The sequence below is a fragment of the Actinoallomurus bryophytorum genome (assembly GCF_006716425.1).
GTDB classification, from domain to species: Bacteria; Actinomycetota; Actinomycetes; order Streptosporangiales; family Streptosporangiaceae; genus Actinoallomurus; species Actinoallomurus bryophytorum.
Genome location: NZ_VFOZ01000001.1, coordinates 1,542,054 through 1,559,117 on the forward strand (window position 1 = coordinate 1,542,054; position 17,064 = coordinate 1,559,117).

Annotated in this window: 18 protein-coding genes and 1 tRNA gene; 8 read left to right on the plus strand and 11 right to left on the minus strand. The window is 70.4% G+C overall.

The features are described from left to right. Positions 1 to 38 precede the first annotated feature (38 nt). Positions 39 to 527 (minus strand): DNA-processing protein DprA, encoded by a 489-nt coding sequence (locus FB559_RS07265; RefSeq protein ID WP_221639910.1) that lies wholly within the window; start codon positions 525 to 527, stop codon positions 39 to 41. Between the two features lie 252 nt (positions 528 to 779). Here FB559_RS07265 and FB559_RS07270 point away from each other — a divergent pair, with 252 nt between their 5' ends. Together FB559_RS07270 and FB559_RS46095 are read left to right on the plus strand one after the other, a co-directional pair. Further along, complete coding sequence (locus FB559_RS07270; RefSeq protein WP_141954607.1) at positions 780 to 1,214, plus strand: ATP-binding protein; 435 nt, start codon at positions 780 to 782, stop codon at positions 1,212 to 1,214. A 137-nt stretch (positions 1,215 to 1,351) separates the two neighbouring features. Continuing rightward, positions 1,352 to 1,735, plus strand: a complete 384-nt coding sequence (locus tag FB559_RS46095; RefSeq protein WP_141954609.1) for a MerR family transcriptional regulator — start codon at positions 1,352 to 1,354, stop codon at positions 1,733 to 1,735. 168 nt (positions 1,736 to 1,903) lie between these two features. Here FB559_RS46095 and FB559_RS07280 read toward each other — a convergent pair. The 7 genes from FB559_RS07280 to galU all read right to left on the minus strand — a co-directional run bounded on the left by FB559_RS07280 (position 1,904) and on the right by galU (position 6,697). Beyond that, positions 1,904 to 1,977, minus strand: a tRNA-Ala gene (locus tag FB559_RS07280). Between the two features lie 81 nt (positions 1,978 to 2,058). Continuing rightward, positions 2,059 to 2,736: a divisome protein SepX/GlpR gene (sepX, locus tag FB559_RS07285; RefSeq protein ID WP_141954611.1), complete on the minus strand. Its 678-nt coding sequence runs from the start codon at positions 2,734 to 2,736 to the stop codon at positions 2,059 to 2,061. A gap of 169 nt (positions 2,737 to 2,905) precedes the next feature. Further along, positions 2,906 to 3,520, minus strand: a complete 615-nt coding sequence (locus FB559_RS07290) for a GNAT family N-acetyltransferase (RefSeq protein ID WP_141954613.1) — start codon at positions 3,518 to 3,520, stop codon at positions 2,906 to 2,908. A gap of 81 nt (positions 3,521 to 3,601) precedes the next feature. Further along, positions 3,602 to 4,084: a MogA/MoaB family molybdenum cofactor biosynthesis protein gene (locus FB559_RS07295; RefSeq protein ID WP_141954615.1), complete on the minus strand. Its 483-nt coding sequence runs from the start codon at positions 4,082 to 4,084 to the stop codon at positions 3,602 to 3,604. Then, positions 4,081 to 4,578 carry a cyclic pyranopterin monophosphate synthase MoaC gene (moaC, locus tag FB559_RS07300; RefSeq protein WP_141954617.1) on the minus strand — a complete coding sequence of 166 codons (498 nt, stop codon included), beginning with the start codon at positions 4,576 to 4,578 and terminating at the stop codon, positions 4,081 to 4,083. Before moaC ends, FB559_RS07295 begins: the two co-directional genes overlap by 4 nt. Further along, positions 4,575 to 5,786 (minus strand): molybdotransferase-like divisome protein Glp, encoded by a 1,212-nt coding sequence (glp, locus tag FB559_RS07305; protein WP_141954620.1) that lies wholly within the window; start codon positions 5,784 to 5,786, stop codon positions 4,575 to 4,577. Before glp ends, moaC begins: the two co-directional genes overlap by 4 nt. A 2-nt stretch (positions 5,787 to 5,788) precedes the next feature. Continuing rightward, a complete protein-coding gene (gene galU / locus FB559_RS07310; RefSeq protein WP_141954622.1) occupies positions 5,789 to 6,697 on the minus strand; it encodes a UTP--glucose-1-phosphate uridylyltransferase GalU in 909 nt (302 codons plus the stop codon). A gap of 103 nt (positions 6,698 to 6,800) precedes the next feature. On the opposite strand from galU, the gene FB559_RS07315 reads away from it, so the two are divergent. From FB559_RS07315 to FB559_RS07330, 4 genes are all read left to right on the plus strand, one after another. Beyond that, positions 6,801 to 7,394 (plus strand): 5-formyltetrahydrofolate cyclo-ligase, encoded by a 594-nt coding sequence (locus tag FB559_RS07315; RefSeq protein ID WP_246121397.1) that lies wholly within the window; start codon positions 6,801 to 6,803, stop codon positions 7,392 to 7,394. Positions 7,395 to 7,535: 141 nt separating this feature from the next. Beyond that, complete coding sequence (locus tag FB559_RS07320; protein WP_141954624.1) at positions 7,536 to 8,516, plus strand: NAD(P)-dependent oxidoreductase; 981 nt, start codon at positions 7,536 to 7,538, stop codon at positions 8,514 to 8,516. A gap of 79 nt (positions 8,517 to 8,595) precedes the next feature. Further along, the gene (locus FB559_RS07325) at positions 8,596 to 10,074 is read left to right on the plus strand and encodes a potassium/proton antiporter (protein ID WP_141954626.1); all 1,479 of its coding nucleotides are present in this window, start codon (positions 8,596 to 8,598) and stop codon (positions 10,072 to 10,074) included. A 97-nt stretch (positions 10,075 to 10,171) separates the two neighbouring features. After that, positions 10,172 to 10,495 carry an FmdB family zinc ribbon protein gene (locus FB559_RS07330; RefSeq protein WP_141954629.1) on the plus strand — a complete coding sequence of 108 codons (324 nt, stop codon included), beginning with the start codon at positions 10,172 to 10,174 and terminating at the stop codon, positions 10,493 to 10,495. A gap of 63 nt (positions 10,496 to 10,558) precedes the next feature. Here the strand turns inward: FB559_RS07330 and FB559_RS07335 are convergent, their stop codons facing one another. Further along, positions 10,559 to 12,649, minus strand: coding sequence for an MMPL family transporter (locus tag FB559_RS07335; protein WP_141954631.1), 2,091 nt, complete (start codon positions 12,647 to 12,649; stop codon positions 10,559 to 10,561). Between the two features lie 198 nt (positions 12,650 to 12,847). Here FB559_RS07335 and FB559_RS07340 point away from each other — a divergent pair, with 198 nt between their 5' ends. Next, positions 12,848 to 13,663 carry an S-methyl-5'-thioadenosine phosphorylase gene (locus tag FB559_RS07340; protein ID WP_141954634.1) on the plus strand — a complete coding sequence of 272 codons (816 nt, stop codon included), beginning with the start codon at positions 12,848 to 12,850 and terminating at the stop codon, positions 13,661 to 13,663. Continuing rightward, positions 13,660 to 14,244 carry an SAF domain-containing protein gene (locus FB559_RS07345; RefSeq protein ID WP_141954637.1) on the plus strand — a complete coding sequence of 195 codons (585 nt, stop codon included), beginning with the start codon at positions 13,660 to 13,662 and terminating at the stop codon, positions 14,242 to 14,244. Before FB559_RS07340 ends, FB559_RS07345 begins: the two co-directional genes overlap by 4 nt. A 933-nt stretch (positions 14,245 to 15,177) precedes the next feature. On the opposite strand, the gene FB559_RS07350 is transcribed toward FB559_RS07345, so the two are convergent. Continuing rightward, the gene (locus tag FB559_RS07350; protein WP_141954639.1) at positions 15,178 to 16,236 is read right to left on the minus strand and encodes a M15 family metallopeptidase; all 1,059 of its coding nucleotides are present in this window, start codon (positions 16,234 to 16,236) and stop codon (positions 15,178 to 15,180) included. Between the two features lie 99 nt (positions 16,237 to 16,335). After that, positions 16,336 to 16,743, minus strand: coding sequence for a hypothetical protein (locus FB559_RS43705; RefSeq protein ID WP_185792078.1), 408 nt, complete (start codon positions 16,741 to 16,743; stop codon positions 16,336 to 16,338). Between the last annotated feature and the right edge of the window lie 321 nt (positions 16,744 to 17,064).

The window sequence follows — 17,064 nt, forward strand, 5'->3', positions numbered from 1 at the left end:
GATCCTGTCACCGGGCCAGTACAGCATGTGACCGTTGATCAAATCGGGACAATGAGCCGGGGCTTGCCATGTCCAGCCGCGTACTCGGCTGTGTACCAGGTGCCTCGGGTCCGATCGTCGCCATGGGGGAACGCGATGACGAACTCGCTTCGGTCCACCATCCACCGGTTCCGGAAGTGGTACGCCTCGGCGGAGGGATGCCCATCATGGCCAAGCTCGACCAACTCGGTGAGTCGACCTCTGTCGCGCGCAGTGGCGATGGCCTCACGGGCGTCCTCGGGCTGCATGGAGACGGTGCCCGGAACGGCGACGGTGACTCCTGATGAGGTGTGCTGCGTTAGCCACAGCAAGGCCAGCGAATCAATGCCACTCGCACCACCGACGTAAAAGCGAGTGCGGCTTCCCGCGAATGGGGCCAGGTAGTCGGCGAACACCTCCTCATACTCGGCCGGTTGCCGATGTTGGGTCCCGCGGGTGCCCGTGATCGTGATCGCTGTTGGCATCTCGTCCCGTCCGTCAGATGTCATCGGATGTCATCTGTCGGTGGCACTCGCTGGGGAGTTCCATCGACCCATGGCCACGGACACGACATCACCGCCTAACCAGCATGCCAGCGCCCCCCGCGCATGCTCTGCTCAGCATTGCGGCGAGAGCTTCTCTACCTGGGGTGTGAGCTGGGCGTGTGCTCACCCGGTGAGTGATCTGGTGGGTACGGCACAGATCACCGCGCACGCCCTTCGTGCGGCCCGGTCAAGAGCGGACGCCGGTGGGTGCCATCAATGACCTGGCCATCCGGTTCGTTCCGTTTCCCTCTCCCGCCGCACCCGATCGCAGCCGAGCAGGCACGCATCTTGATGCGCCTCGCACTCGCCGAATGGAAAATGAGCGACTTAGCCGACAACGCACTGATCATCACCGCGGAACTCGTCACCAACGCGATGAAAATCGGACAGGTCTTCCACCTCACCCTGTCCCGCCGCGACGACACCGTGATGATCGAGGTCTCCGACGGCAGCGAAGCAGCTCCCGACCGCCAGCGCCGATCCTTCGACCGAGTGGACGGACGCGGCCTCCTACTGGTCGAAGCATGTTCCAAAGACTGGGGCTGGCGATTGGAGGACCAGGGCGGCAAAACCGTCTGGGCTCTTGTGGACAACCCCGGCACCAAGTGTGATGCCCCGACGATTACACAGCCCTCGGCCATGCGGATGTGACGAGCGGAACCCAAGACTCCCGGCCCTGAGCGCGCTGTGGCCATCGCCGGAACCCCCCGAATCCCGCGGCGGCCACGGGGAAGCGGAGCGCCTCAGGGCCGGGCCCCTCACCAACCTCGAACGATCAAGGTCGTCCCATGCCCAATCACTATTCCGATACCGGTGACCTGCTCAGGCCCCGCGAGCTGGCAGAACTGATCGGCGTCCGCACAGCCACGATCGCCCGATGGGCCAGCGAAGGGAAGCTGACACCACTCCGTACGCCCGGCGGCCACCGCCGCTACAGCAAAGCCGACATCAGCCGCTTACTCGCCGGCAAGGCGACACCCAGCGAGGCCGAACAAGAGTTGGCCACAGACGCCGCCCGACTGTACGACCAAGGCTGGAGCATCCGACAAGTAGCGGAGACTACAGCTACGGCGCCATGCGCCGCATCCTGCGCAAGCACACCACCCTGCGAACCCGCGACCGAACCCACCCCAAGGATTGAGCACGGATCGGCTGAGTTCGTCTCCCGATAGCAAGAAGGGCCTGACCGCTACACAGCGACAGACCCTCTGCAATCACTTCAAGAGACCAACTGGTTGAACCAAAAAGCTCTCTACCCGACCCCAGCCCGCGGGGGGCGTGGGGGGCGAAGCCCCCCACATCGGGGGGTTCCGGGGGGTCGCCCCCCCGGGCCAACACTGTGGAGCTGAGGGGATTCGAACCCCTGACCCCCTCGATGCGAACGAGGTGCGCTACCGGACTGCGCTACAGCCCCAAGGACGCAGTAAGGCTAGCAAACATTGAGGACTCCTCGTGCGCCTGGACCTCGTCGCCGGGGTCCAGGCCCACGTCCCTCTCAGTCGCCGACGGCGCGGAGGTCGGTGTACTGGTCGTAGACCTCCTCCTCCTGCCAGCCGGGGAGTTCGATCACCTCGGCCGTACGGGTCGCCGCCTCTGCCGCCTCCTGGGCCTCGCGTTCCGCTCGGATGTGGCGCGCCTGGGCGGCGCGGATGGCGTTGACGCGGCGGCGTTCGGCGCGGCGGGCGTGGTCCATGCTCACCGCGACGCGCAGCAGCGACAGGTGTCCGCCCAGCAGTACGACCGGGGGGATCACGAACCACCACGGCGCGACCTGGAACGCCGTCACGGCGATCGCGGTCAGGGTCAGGAGGCTCAGGCCCAGCGTACGGCGGCGGCGGCGTGCGATGACGGCGCCGCGGGTGACGCGGCGCCGACGCACCGACTCCACCCGCCCAGACTCACCCCGCCCGGACTCCACACGCCCGCGCTCACCCCGCCCAGACTCCACGCGCCCGGCCGCAGGAGGCGCCTGAGCAGGCTCCGCGTACTCCCCCTCACCAGGCTCCTCGAACGCGTCATCGTCCTCGTCCTCGTCGACGACGGCATCATCGGCGGTCTCCTGCCGGCGGTGCAGCAGCCGGCCGATGCCCTCGCCATCGCGGCGTAGCCACATCGGCACCAGGACGATGCCCCACACCGCTACGATCGCCAGATAGAGGACTGCACTGCTCATCAGTCCTCCCCCCAGCCGCATCCAGGCCCGCGTCGACCTTGGATACGCGCGCGCTCACGTCCCGCACGCTAAGACCCACAGTCAGTGGTTGACGAGCATTCGGGGCGGTGTGTCGCGAGATAGGGCCGTACATAAACATCAGCTTGCCAAGCTTTTGCGATTCGCCGGGTCAGCGGGGGAAAGCCTGCCGTGTGCTCGCCCGCCAGCGGGACATCAGGCCACCGGGTACATCCTCGGTGGTCAGGGCGTAGCAAATGTGATCTCGCCAGGCCCCGTCGATGTGCAGATGACGCTGCCGGACGCCCTCCTCGCGGAAACCGAGCTTCTCCACGACACGACGCGACGCGGTGTTCTCCGGACGGATGTTCGCCTCGACCCGATGGAGGCCGACGTTGAAGAAACAGTGGTCGATGGCGAGGGCCACGGCGGTCGGCATCACGCCCCGCCCGGCGACCATCTTGTCGACCCAGTAGCCGATCTGCGCGGACCGTGCGGAGCCCCACACGATCGCGCCGATGGTCAGCTGTCCGACGAAGTCGCCCTCGTAGGTGACCACCCAGGGCAGTGCGAGCCCCTGGCGTGCCTCACGGCGCATCGTCTGGGCCATTCCGAGGTACGGGCCGATGCCGGTGCGGAACAGCGGCGTCTCCGGGTTGGTCGGCTCCCAGGGACGCAGCCATTCGGCGTTGCGGATGCGTACCTCACGCCAGATGGAGGCGTCACGCAGGCGCAACGGCCGGAGTCCCACGGGGCCCTCGGCCAGTGTGGCGGGCCAACCCCTCATGCGATCCACCCCTCCATGATTCCCCGCGAAACCGTCCTGCGCCATCCCAGGCCGAACCCGGCCTGCCGTGGAAGGGCTCGGTCAGGGTGTACGCGGGTGGTCGCCGCCGGCGATCTGGTCGACCGCGTGCCGCAGGACGCCCGCCAGAACGTCCATGCCGTCCTTGACTCCCCCGCGTGAGCCGGGGAGGTTGACGATCAGCGTGCGGCCGGCCACGCCCGCGAGGCCGCGGGACAGGACCGCCGTCGGCACCTTGTCCCGGTTGGTCAGGCGGATCGCCTCGGCGATCCCGGGCACCTCGTACTCGATCACGCGCCGGGTCATCTCCGGGGTCAGGTCCATCGGCGTGAGCCCGGTGCCGCCGCTCGTCACGACCACCTGAAAACCTCCGGCGACCGCGTCCCGAAGGACCTCCTCCACCCGCGACCCGTCGGGGATCACGACGGGTTCGTCCACCGAGAAACCGAGCTCACGCAGCCGTGAGACGAGTATCGGCCCGGAGGTGTCCTCATAGACACCGGCCGACGCGCGGTTCGACACGGTGACCGCCAGGGCCCGGATCATGTGTCCTCCAGCGAAGAGGGCCGCCGCCACAGACCGGTCTTGCCGCCGGTCTTCTCCTCCACGCGTACGTCGGTGATGACGGCGGCCGGGTCGACGGCCTTGACCATGTCGATCAGGGCGAGGGCGGCCACCGAGACGCAGGTGAGCGCCTCCATCTCGACGCCGGTACGGTCCGCGGTGCGCACCTGGGCCTCGATGTGCACGCCCTCGTCGCGTACGGTCAGATCCACCTTCACGCCGTGGATCGCGATCGGATGGCAGAGCGGGATGAGGTCCGGCGTGCGCTTGGCCGACTGGATCCCCGCGATGCGGGCCACCGCCAGCGCGTCGCCCTTGGGAACGTTCCCGGCGCGCAGGGTCGCGACGCACGAGGCCGACAGGCGTACGAAGCCGGTCGCCGTCGCCGTACGCGCCGACACCTCCTTGGCGGAGACGTCGACCATGCGGGCCGCGCCGGCCTCGTCGAGGTGGGAGAACTCCCCAGGCGCGGTCATGGCAGCATCATGACGTCCACCGGGTCTCCCGTCGCGAGCGAGGTGACGTCCTCCGACACCACGATCAGGCAGTTGGACGAGGCCAGCGAGAAGATCTGGTGCGACCCCTGACCCTCGGCCGGGCTCACGTGGTAGACCCCGTCGCGGTACTCCAGCGCGCCGCGCAGGAAGTGGCGCAACCCCGGCGGCGATCTCACCGGCTCGGTGACCCGGGCGACGACCGTGGGCAGCGGGTCGGGCGGCAGGCCCTGCAGGGCACGCAGCGCGGGCCGTACGAAGACCTGGAAGGACACGTAGGCGCTGACCGGGTTGCCGGGCAGGGTGAACACCGGAGTGTGGTCGTCGAGGAGGCCGAAGCCCTGCGGTTTGCCCGGCCGCATCGCGACCTTGTCGAACCTCATCGTGCCGAGGCCGGACAGCACCTCCTTGACCACGTCGCGTGCGCCCATGCTGACGCCGCCGGAGGTGATGACCAGGTCGGCGAAGCCGAGCTGTTCCTCGATGGCGGACAGCACGCGCCCCGGGTCCTCGTCCCCGATCACGCCCTGGCGGAAGCCGACGCCGCCGGCCTCGGTGGCGGCCGCGGTGAGCGCGAAGCCGTTCGCGTCCCAGATCTGGCCCGGCCCCACCGGTGAGCCGGGCTCGACGAGCTCGCTGCCGGTGGAGAGGACGACCACGCGTGGCCGTGGGCGTACGAGGACGCGGGACCTGCCGATCGCGGCCAGCATGCCGATCTGGGCGGCGCCGAGACGGGTGCCCTCCGGCAGTACGGTCTGCCCCACGGTGACGTCCTCGCCGCTGCGGCGTACGTAGTTTCCGGCGGTGGCGGCCCGCCGGATCGTCACCTTGGCGGTGCCGCCGTCGGTCCACTCGACCGGCACGATCGCGTCGGCGCCGGCCGGAACCGGCGCTCCGGTCATGATCCGGACGCAGATGCCGGGCCGGATGCCGTGCGCCTCCTGGTCGCCCGCGGCGATGTCGCCGATGACCGACAGGGTCACCGGCGCGTGCTCGGACGCGCCGGCGACGTCGGCGGCGACCACCGCGTACCCGTCCATGGCGGAGTTGTCGAAAGGCGGCAGGTCGACCGGCGCGGTGGCCGGCTCGGCCAGCACACCGTTCACCGCCTCGAGCAGCGCGAGCTCCAGCGGCGCGAGCTCTCGCGTCGCCGCCAGGATGTCCGCCAGATGTTCGTCGACGGTCTTCATGATCAGTCTTCGTCGTGTTTGGCCACGAACTCACGCAGCCAGGGCAGGAACTCGGCCGCCAGGTCGGGCCGGTCGGCGGCGAACTGGACCACCGTGCGCAGGTAGTCCAGCTTGTTGCCGGTGTCGTAACGGCGGCCGCGGAACAGCACGCCGTGCACCGGGCCGCCCTGGGAGCGGTCACGCTGGGCGAGGGTCATCAGCGCGTCGGTGAGCTGGATCTCGCCGCCGCGTCCCGGCGGGGTCTTCTCCAGGACGTCGAAGACGGCGGGGTCGCAGACGTAGCGGCCGATGATGATCCACCGGCTGGGCGCCTCGCCCGGGACCGGCTTCTCGACCAGGTTGGTGACCTTGACGACGTCGTCCTCGCCGGTGGGCTCGATCGCGGCGCAGCCGTACAGCGACACCTGCTCGGGCTCGACCTCCATCAGCGCGACGACGCTGCCGCCGAACTGGTCGCGGACCTCCAGCATGCGCTGGAGCAGCGGGTCGCGCGCGTCGATGAGGTCGTCGCCGAGGAGGACGGCGAACGGCTCGTTGCCGACGTGCTGGTGGGCGCAGTGGACGGCGTGCCCGAGGCCCTTCGGCTCGCCCTGGCGTACGTAGTGGACGATGCCGAGCTCGGCGGACTCGCGTACGGCCGCCAGCCGCTCGGGGTCGTCCTTGGCGCGGAGCGCCTCCTCGAGCTCGTAGGCGCGGTCGAAGTGGTCCTCGATCGGGCGCTTGCCGCGCCCGGTGACGAGGAGGAGGTCGTGGAGGCCGGCGTTGACGGCCTCCTCGACGACGTATTGGATCGCCGGTTTGTCGACGATCGGCAGCATTTCCTTGGGTGTCGCCTTGGTGGCGGGCAGGAAGCGCGTTCCAAGGCCGGCCGCGGGGACGACCGCCTTGGTTACGGGTACGTGGTCGGCCATGGGAAGACCCTAGCCTCAGGTGGGCCGTGATCCGCGGACCGCGTCCACCCGGGCGCGATGCCCGGCGGGGCTTTCCGGTCCGCGGTCGCGGGAGAATGAGACGGTGCGCGACATCGCCGAAGACAGTGACAAGGCCGCGCTGCGCGCGGGACTGCTGGCCGCGCGTGCCCGGCTGACCGACGACGAGCGCGCCGCCGCCGCGCGCCTGCTGCGCGACACCCTGCTCACGATGCCCGAGGCCGAGATGGCCGGCACCGTCGCCGCCTACGTCTCGATCGGCACCGAGCCGGGCACTCTCAGCCTGCTGTTCGCACTGTGGAAACGCGGGACGTACGTCCTCGTGCCCAAGCTCCTGCCCGGCGGCGACCTGGACTGGGCCTCCTACGAGGGGCCCGACTCACTCACGCACGGACCGTACGGCCTTCTCGAGCCGGTGGAGCCGACGCGGGGCCCGGCGACGGTACGCGGTGCCGATCTGGTCATCGTGCCCGCTCTGGCGGTCTCCGCGACGACGGGGACCCGCCTGGGACGGGGCGGCGGATCGTACGACCGGGTGCTGGCCCGCCTCGATCCCGGCATCCTCACGGTCGCGCCGGTGTACGACTCGGAGTTGCTCGAGTCGGTCCCGGCCGAGCCGCACGACCGGCCAGTTCGCGTGGTCGCCACGCCCACGCGAGGTATCACGCGCCTCTCCTGAACGGAAGAGGCTTTGATCACATCCGAACGCCATGTCGAAGATCACTCCGGGACAGAAGAATCGGCATTGATCCCCCACCGCCTCTCGCGGCAAGCTGGTCACACGAAGCCGAGGAGCCCCCCGAATGACCGGATCCCCTTCATGAGCGGCACACCCTGGCGGCTGCTCGCCCTCCTGCCGCTGGGCGAGGACATGATCCGCGGCGTCTTCGGCGGGCTGGACGCCGAGGTCAGCATGCCCGCCGAACGGGATGCGAGCGGACTGCACGCGGCGCTCGCCGAGGCGGACCTGGTCATCGGCGACTACACCGGCGCGCTCGCGATCGACGCGGCGGCCGTGGCCGCGGCGCCGGACCTGGCGTTCGTGCAGATGCCCTCGGTGGGGGTGGACTCCTGCGATCTCGACGCGCTCACCGCCGCGGGTGTGCCGCTGGCCAACGCGGCCGGCGCCAACGCGCGGTCGGTGGCCGAGTGGGCGCTGGCGGCGACGCTCGACCTGTCCCGGAGCATCACGTGGGCGGACCGGCGGATGCGCGCGGGCGAGTGGCCGCAGATGGAGACGGCCGCGCACGGCTCGGACGAGCTGGGCGGCCGCCGGGTGGGCGTCCTCGGCATGGGCGCGATCGGCACGGAGGTCATGCGGCTGTTCGACGCGATCGGCTGCCGGACGGCGTACTGGTCGAGGCGGCGCCACCCACACGGGGTGTTCAAGGAGCTCGACGAGCTGCTCACCACGTCCGACGTGGTCGTCGTCTGCCTGCCGCGCACCCCGGAGACCATCGGTCTGCTGGACACCGGGCGGCTCGCGCTCATGCCGGCCCGCTCACTGCTGGTGAGCGTCGCACGCGGCGGGATCGCACCCGACGAGGCCGTGCTCGCCGCGCTGGAGAGCGGAAAACTGGCCGGCGCGGCGCTCGACGTGTACGAACGTGAGCCGCTGCCCGTCGACCACCCGCTGCGGAACCACGACGACGTCCTGCTGTCACCGCACACCGCGGGCGCCACGCGGCAGGCACAGCTCAACATCATCACGACGGTCCTGGACAACGTGAGGGCGGCCATCGAGGGGCGGCCGGTGCGCAACGTGGTCAACGGGATCGATCCGGTGGTCCGGCACCGGTAGGCATATCCGGCGGGTAGATCTCCAGGGTCGAGCCCGTATGACGGCGCGGCCTGTGAGCACGACGATGAGGGGGTGGCAGGTGAAGCTCGACCTCTGGCTGCTGCTCGGCTCGGCCGTGATCATCACCGCCATCGTGGCGGTGCGCCTGGCGCATCGCAGTGGGCTGCCCAGCCTGCTCCTCTACCTGGCGCTGGGGCTGATCCTCGGCGAGTCCGGGTTCGGCATCCAGTTCGATGACCCCCTGGTCGCGGAGACCCTGGGGCTGGCCGCGCTGGTCCTCATCCTGGCCGAGGGCGGCATCACGACCCGCTGGTCCGAGGTACGCGCGGGCGTGCCGGCCGCGATCTCGCTGTCCATCGTCGGCAGCGCGGTCAGCATCGCGACCGTCGCCGTCGCCGCGCACTGGCTGATCGGCGCCGACTGGCGCATCGCCGCGCTGCTGGGCGCGGTGCTGGCGCCGACGGACGCCGCGGCCGTCTTCTCGGTGCTGCGGCGGCTCCCGCTGCCACCGCGGCTGTCGGGTGCTCTGGAGGCCGAGTCGGGGTTCAACGACGCCCCGGTGATCATCCTGGTGCTCGCGCTGACGGAGGAGCACTCCCCCACCGTGCTCGGCATGGCAGGCGAGCTCGTGGCCGAGCTCGCCATCGGCGCCGTTGCCGGGCTGCTCATCGGGTGGCTCGGCGCGTTCGCGCTTCGCCGCCTGGCGCTGCCGGCGTCGGGTTTGTACCCGATCGCGGTGCTGGCCCTCGTGCTCGGCTCCTACGGCGCGGCCTCGATGCTGCACGGCAGCGGGTTCCTCGCGACGTACATCTCCGCGCTCGTGCTGGGCAACAGCCCGCTGCCGCACCGCCCGGCCACGCGCGGCTTCGCCGAGGGACTGGCCTGGCTCGCCCAGATCGGGCTGTTCATCATGCTCGGCCTGCTGGCCTCGCCCTCCGAGCTCCCGGCGCAGATCGCGCCGGCGGTGGTGTGCGGGCTGGTGCTGGTGTTCGTGGCCAGACCGCTGTCGGTACTGCTCTCCCTGCCGTTCTTCGGCTTCTCGTGGCGCGAGAAGGGCCTCCTGTCGTGGGCAGGCCTGCGCGGGGCGGTGCCGATCGTTCTCACCACGGTGGCGATGACGGCGGGCCTGCACAACGCGGACGAGCTGTTCGCGCAGGTGTTCATCATCGTGGTCGTGTTCACCCTGCTGCAGGGGCCGACGCTCCCCTGGGTCGCACGGGCACTGAAGCTGACGATCGCCGGGGGCAGCCGCGACATCGACGTCGAGGCCGCGCCACTGGAGGAACTGCACGCGGAGCTTCTGGACATCCAGATCCCTCCCGACTCACGGCTCGACGGGGTGGAGATCTTCGAACTGCGGCTGCCGCAGGGAGCGGCGATCATGCTGGTGGTCAGGGACGGTAAGAGCTTCGTGCCGGGTCCCAGCACGCGATTGCAGGCCCGGGACAAACTGCTGGTCGTGACCACGAGCGACGTACGTGGCGTGACCGAACGCCGGTTGCGCGCGGTGAGCAGGCGCGGCAAGCTGGCCGGTTGGTACGGCGAGCGCGGGGACTGATGGTCCCGGCCCGGGAATGATCCGGCGCCCCGTACACTTAGCAGTCACTAAGTGAGAGTGCCAGCCCCCTGTGGGTCTGTGCAGCAAGGAGGATCTCGTGCCGACGTATCAGTACGCTTGCACGGAATGCGGCGAGCCGCTGGAGGTCGTGCAGAAGTTCAGCGATGACGCGCTGACGGAGTGCCCCGCGTGTGGTGGGCGTCTGCGCAAGATCTTCTCTCCCGCCGCGATCGTGTTCCGTGGATCAGGCTTCTACCGCACCGACAGCCGCAAGAGCGCGAGTGCGACGACCACGTCCACGCCCAAGGAGCCCGCGAAGAAGGACGACGCGAAGACCGAGACCAAGAGCGAGGCCAAGAAGGAGTCGAAGTCCGAGTCCTCCTCCAAGTCCTCGAGCGGGTCTTCGGAGAAGGTCGCCTGAGGCGTCCCGACGCCACGGCGGGCCCGGGGATCATCCACCCGCCGGACCCGCTCTCCTGACCTGTCAGCCGATCGGCTCGCGTACCCGCGGCTCGGCCCCGGTGTCTTCCGCGGCCCCGAGGCGTCCGGGCCACCAGATGCGCGCGCCGATGTCGTACGCCAGCGCCGGTACGAGCAGCGACCGCACGATCAGGGTGTCGAGAAGCACGCCGAACGCCACCGCGAACGCCATCTCCACGAGCCCGGTCAGCGGCAGGGTCGCGAGCGCCGCGAACGTCGCGGCCAGCGCCAGTCCGGCCGAGGTGATCACACCGCCCGTGACGGTCAGCCCGCGCAGCACCCCACGCCGGGTGCCCAGCCGCCGTGACTCCTCGCGTACGCGGGTCATCAGGAAGATGTTGTAGTCGACCCCCAGCGCGACCAGGAAGATGAAGATCGTCAGCGGGAACCCCGAATCGGCGCCCTCGAAGCCGAACAGATGTGTGAAGACCAGCCCGCAGACGCCCAGCGAGGCGGCGAACGACAGCACCACGGTCAGCATCAGCAGGAGCGGTGCGACCAGCGCCCGCAGGAGCAGGACCAGGATCACCAGCACCACGCCGAGCACGAGCGGGATGATCACCTTGTTGTCGTGCACGGCGGCACGCTGGGTGTCGACGTTGATCGCGGTGGCGCCGCCGACCTTGGCGCCCAGCGGGTGCACCGCGTTCCGTAGCCGGTCGACGGTGTCGCGGGCGGCCTTGGTATCGGCCGCACTCGACAGCGTGGCCTCGTACTGCGCGTAACCGCCGCCGGTGACGGGTTCGCCGACGTCGGCCACGCCCGGCGTACGTTTGATCGTGTCACGTAGCGCGGGCACGTTCGGGCCGATCACCACGGCCGGGCTGCCGGTGCCGGCCGGGAAGTGCCGCGCGATGGCCCTCTCGCCGACGACGGAGCCGGGCGTGCCGACGAACTGACCGGCGTTCGAGACCGGCCCGGTCCGCAGGGACGTGAGGCCGAGCGTCAGCACACCGAGCAGGATCGCGGTGCCCACCCACACGACGCGTGGCCGCGCGCTGACGAACCGCGCGGCGCGGGCCCAGACGCCGTGCTCCTTCTCCAGCGCGCCGGGCTCGTCGGCGTGGCGCGCGTCGTAGCGGGGCACGACCGGCCAGAACACCCCGCGTGGCAGCGCGACCAGCAGGGCGGGAAGCAGGGTGGTCATGGCGAAGATCGCGCAGACGATGCCGGCCGCGCCGACCGGGCCCAGGCCCCGCGTGGAGTTGAGTTCGGCGATGAGCAGGCACAACAGGCCGATCGTGACGGTCGCGCCGCTCGCGAGGACGGCGGGGCCGGCGCGGCGCAGCGCGAGCTCCATGGCCTCGTGCTTGTCCTCGTGCCGGTGCAGTTCCTCGCGGTACCTCGCGATGATCAACAATGCGTAGTCCGTGCCGGCGCCGAGTACGAGGACGGCCAGGATGCCGGCGCTCTGGCCGCTCACCGTGAGCCCGGCCCTCGCCAGGCCGTACACGACGCCCTGCGAGAGCGCGTACGCGGAGACGGCGGAGATCAGCGGGACGAACCAGAGGAACGGGCTGCGGTACGTCAGCAGCAGCACCAGGATCACCGCGCCGAGCGTGACGAGCAGGAGCGGGCCGTCGATGCTGCCGAACACCTTGACCAGGTCGGCCAGGCCTCCGGCAGGGCCGGTGACGCGGACGTCGAGGCCGGCCGGCGGGCCGCGCTCGACGGTCTTGTGCAGGGTGTCGACGGCCTTGAGCGTGACGTCCCCGTCGCCCTCGATGGGCACGAAGACCTGCATCGCCTGACCGTCCTTGGAGACCAGCGGCCCGACGACCTGGCCGGCGTGGGGCATCCCGGCGAGCTTCGCCACGGCGGTCTGGGCGAACGCCCGGTCGGCCGGGGTGATGCCGCTCCGCCGCTCGTACGAGACGACGGCGAGTATCGCGTCTTCCTTGTGCACCTCGTCCTGGAGCTTGATGACCCGGGTGGCCTCGGCGCTGCCGGGCAGGTAGGCGTCGGCGTTGTTCTGCGTCACGCCCTGCAATTTGCCGGCGAGTGAGCCTCCCACCATGAGCAGGATCAGCCAGGCGATCAGGACGAGCCACTTCGTACGGCGGCCGGCGGGTAGCCGGGCCAGTCGGCTGGTCATTCCATGTCCTCCGGTACGTGTCCTCGGCACGTCGATCCACTCGACGCGATTGTCTCTCTGTTTCCGAGAAGATATTACGCGTTTATGGGGGGCGTCAAGATATGTCGCGAGTCGTCCAGCATCTCGTCTCGGGGAGTTGTCCACAGGGCAGGGAGCCGATGTCGCGGACCGCCTCCGCGGGCGGCTAGGGTCCCGCTCATGCATGCAGAGATCGGTGTGATCGGTGGCTCCGGCTTCTACTCCTTCCTCGACGACGTCGAGGAGGTCGAGGTGTCCACTCCCTACGGCCCGCCCAGTGACCCCATCTCGATCGGGACCCTGCCGGCCGGTCACCGGGGCGCCGGACGCCGGGTGGCCTTCCTCCCCCGGCACGGCCGCGACCACCGCTTCCCGCCCCACAAGATCCCCTATCGCGCCAACCTGTGGGCGCTCCGGTCCGTCGGTGTACGGCAGGTGGTGGCGCCGAGCGCGGTCGGATCCCTCACGCCCGCGTACGGCCCCGGCACGCTCGCCATCCCGGGCCAGGTGGTCGACCGCACGAGCGGCCGCGAGCAGACCTACTACGACGACGGTGCCGTGCATGTGTCGTTCTCCGACCCCTACTGCCCGGTCGGGCGGCAGACCACGCTCGAGTCCGCCCAGGCGGCGGGCTGGCAGCCGGTCGACGGCGGCACCCTGGTCGTGATCGAGGGCCCGCGGTTCTCCACGCGCGCCGAGTCGCGCTGGTTCGCCGCCCAGGGGTGGACGCTGGTCGGCATGACCGGCCATCCCGAGGCCGTGCTCGCCCGCGAGCTGGCGCTCTGTTACATCCCGGCCTGCCTGGTCACCGACCTGGACGCCGGGGTCGAGGAGGGCTCGGGCGTGACGCACGAGGAGGTGCTGCGGGTGTTCTCCGAAAACGTCGACCGCCTACGCGACCTGGTCGGCGAGGTCGTCGCCGCACTCCCCTCCGAGCGCTCCTGCCCGTGCCCGCACACGCTCGACGGGCTGAAGCTCCCGATCGACCTGCCGTGAAATCCGCGTTAAGCCGCCATCGGCGAGTGCTCGCCGCCCTGCTCGTGGCGGTCGCTGCCGCGTTCGCCCTGGCCGCGACCCGACCACACACGGACGGGGTACGCGTGCCGGTGGCCGCCCGCGACCTGGCGGCGGGCGCCGTACTCGGCCCACACGACGTGACCGTGCGTCTCCTTCCGGCCGGGGCGGTGCCGGCCGGCGTCGTGGACCGGCCCACGGGCCGCGCGCTGTCGGGCCCGGTACGACGCGGCGAGCCGCTCACCGACGCCCGGCTACGCTCCTCCGGCCTGCTGGACCCCCGCGACGCCGCGGCGGTCGCGGCACCGGTACGCCTGGCCGACGCCGCAGCCGCCCGCCTGCTGCACACCGGCGACCGAGTGGACGTCCTGGCCGCCCGAGGCGAGGGCCCCCTCCCGGCCCGGACGGTCGCCTCGGCGGTGCCGGTGGTCGCCGTCCCCAGACCGGGCCCGGACACCGACGAGGGCGCCCTCGTCGTGCTACGAACCACCCGCGAACAGGCCGCGGCCCTGGCCCGAGCATCAGTCGACTCACGCCTGTCGGTGACCATCCTGAGCAACTGACTTAACGCCGACCAGGGCGGGGGCTGAGGCGGGCAGGGACCACGAGCCACGTCAGGGTCCCGGGCGGGACCGGGTCCGCGGGCCGGGGCCGGATTATGGCCAGGGGTTAGGGCGAGGTCCCGGGGCCAGGGGTAGGGCGAGGTCGCGAGGCCAGGCCGGGTCGAGGTCCCGGGGCCAGGCCAGCTGACGCCAAGGTCTCGGGCAAAGGCCGGCCCGGACCGGGATCAAGGGGCAGGGGTCGGGATAAGGCCCGCCCGCCCCGGCCGGGGTCGCGGGAAGGCCGACTCGGGCACGGCGGACCGAACCGCAGGGGACGGACCGAACCGCAGGGGAAAGGCTGCACAGCCACATCCCGCGAGCCCAGTACCGCAGGGCCGGACCTGTTCTCAAGCACGCCATGAATCGGCTGGCGCCGGGGCCGAAGCACGGACGCCTCTTCGTTCGGTTCCGTCGCACTCGCCGGTCGCGTGCCCTGCCCGGGGAAAGGCACCCACGACGACCGGCGTCCATGCCTCGGGCCGAATACCGCCAGGCCGCCCGCGACCGGGTCACTAAGGCGGCTGGATTGATCCTGTCCGAGAGGAACGCCCGCAGTGACCAGCAACGCCACGCTCTCCCGCCGAATACCACCGGGCCGTCCACTTGCCACCAGACCAATCAGGCGTGACGCCCGAAACCGGCACACCTTCCAGCTCGTCGCAGCCAGCGTGGGCCGCCCTGCCCAGGAAGGGCATTCGCGACGACCGGCGACCCCGCACCCATCGAGCCGAAGACCGCAAGGCCAGGCCACCCGCGACCGCGTCACTCAGGCGTCGGGGTGGTCTCCCCGACAGGAAAGGCAGCCGTCCAGAAGTCAGCCGCCCGGTGAGCAGCGACGTCACCCGCGTCCGCGCACCGTGTCGTCATCCCACGCCGTGTGCCGGTCGGGCTGGGTCAGTCGCTGCTGGTGGGGGTGTTCTCCTTGGTGTACTCCCAGTGCCACGGCTCGAACGGGCTGCTGTAGGCCCAGGACGGGTGGAAGAACTCATAGCGCTTGGAGTTGGACTGCAGCCAGTTGAACTGCGCCGATCCCTCACTCTGCACGCCGCCGCACAGGTCGACGGCCGTGCCGTAGCCGTGGTTGCTGTGTCCCGGCACGGCGGCCATCCCCGGTCGCTGGGAGTAGATCCGCTGCTGCTCTCCCAGTGAGCGGTAGGAGTCGGTGAGGCACATCTGCGTGCCGAAGCGGCGCTTGTACGCGGCGTTCAGGTTGTAGAACGCCAGTGCGGCGTCGGCGCGGAGTGAGCGGCCCGGCTCCGGCAGCTGGCACAGGTAGCGCGAGGGGATCAGCCCGTTCGGATACTTGCGTGCGTCGGCGACCAGGCTCTTCTGGCAGGTGAGCCGCAGGCGCGTGTTCGGGTCGAGTTTCTTCAGCGCGGCGGTCAGCTGCGTGGTGAGCGCGGCGGCACGGGCCTTCAGGCCGCCGACCTCCTGTTGCAGGCGGGCCTGTTCGATGGCGTTCCGTGACTGCAGGTCCTGTGCGGTGGCGGCGAGACTCTCATGCTGCTTGCGCAGCTGGCCGGCCTTGTCGACGAGCGTCTTCTGCTCGTTGGACAGGAGCGTCAGGTCGGTCGCCGCGGCGAGTGCCTGGTCGGGGTTGTCATCGCCGAGCAGGTCCGGTATCCCGAGCAGGCCGGGCTCTTTGTACGTGTTGGCGGCCAGCCGCGCCAGTGGCTCCCGGATCTGGTTGAGCTGGGCGTCCGCGGCTCCGAGGGCGGCGAGCGTCTGCTTGAGCTTCTCCTCGGAGGCGCTCAGCTGCTTGCTGCGGTCCTCCCACGCCTTTGTCGCCTTGGCCAGCTCGTTCGCGGCCTTGTCGGCCTGCTTACGAAGAGCTTCGGCGCTGCTAGGCGACGGTGCCTGCGAGGCGGATGACCGGTCCGATGCACCGGACACCGACAACGACGCGAACACCATGATCGCCGCGATCAGCGCCGCCGGCCGAGGGCTTCGCACGGGGATCCTTCCGGGGGCTGGCGACTACGTGACGCTGCTCGACCGTACTACAGGTGCTGCCGTGATCAGAGGCGCGCATGTGACGGTCGGTAACGGTTTCTAGCCGCTCTGTTTGCGCTTGCACATCTGGTAGACCCACTCCCATTTGGACTTCTTCAGAGTCGCCGGGCAGGTCTGCGTAGGTGAGGGGCGAACGGACGGACGCGCCGGACGCGGGCGTGGCGACGTCGGCTCTGCCGCCTGGGTGCGAGACGGGGACACCACGGCGGTGGTCGACCTCGCCTGCCGCGGCGGGACGTACCCGCCCCAGGTCGGCGCCGGGGGCACGGCCGCCTCGGCCGGTCCGCTACTCACGGGACGCGGCGTGGCCTCCTTCTTCTGGGGGGCGCCGTTCAGCGTCACGAACCCCACGATCACCAGGGCGGCCACCACGGCCGCGACGATTCCCATGCCCAGTCCGTAGCGGAATGGCAGGACCTCGAACCTGGCCCACAGACGGCGCACCATAACTGTCGGATTTACACGCGATTTCCATGTATGTCGCCCATCCACGCGGAGCAGCGTAGCGAGGAACGTCCCGTTGTGCGGCAACTCCGGCGGGTCACCAGGTGAGCCTTACGTCACCTCCCGGATTCCGCTTCTCGCATAAGCCCGCTCGTCCTCCGCGGGGTGCCGGCACGGGCACCGGACCGTACGCGGCGTCGCGTACGACACGTTCCTGGCTGGTGAGCCGGTCACCGACCGGCGCCACCGGCGGATCCGGTCACCGGTCCGGCTGGAGGCAGTGTCCGGAACCCGGCATACGGCCACTCTCGTCGGAACGCCCCT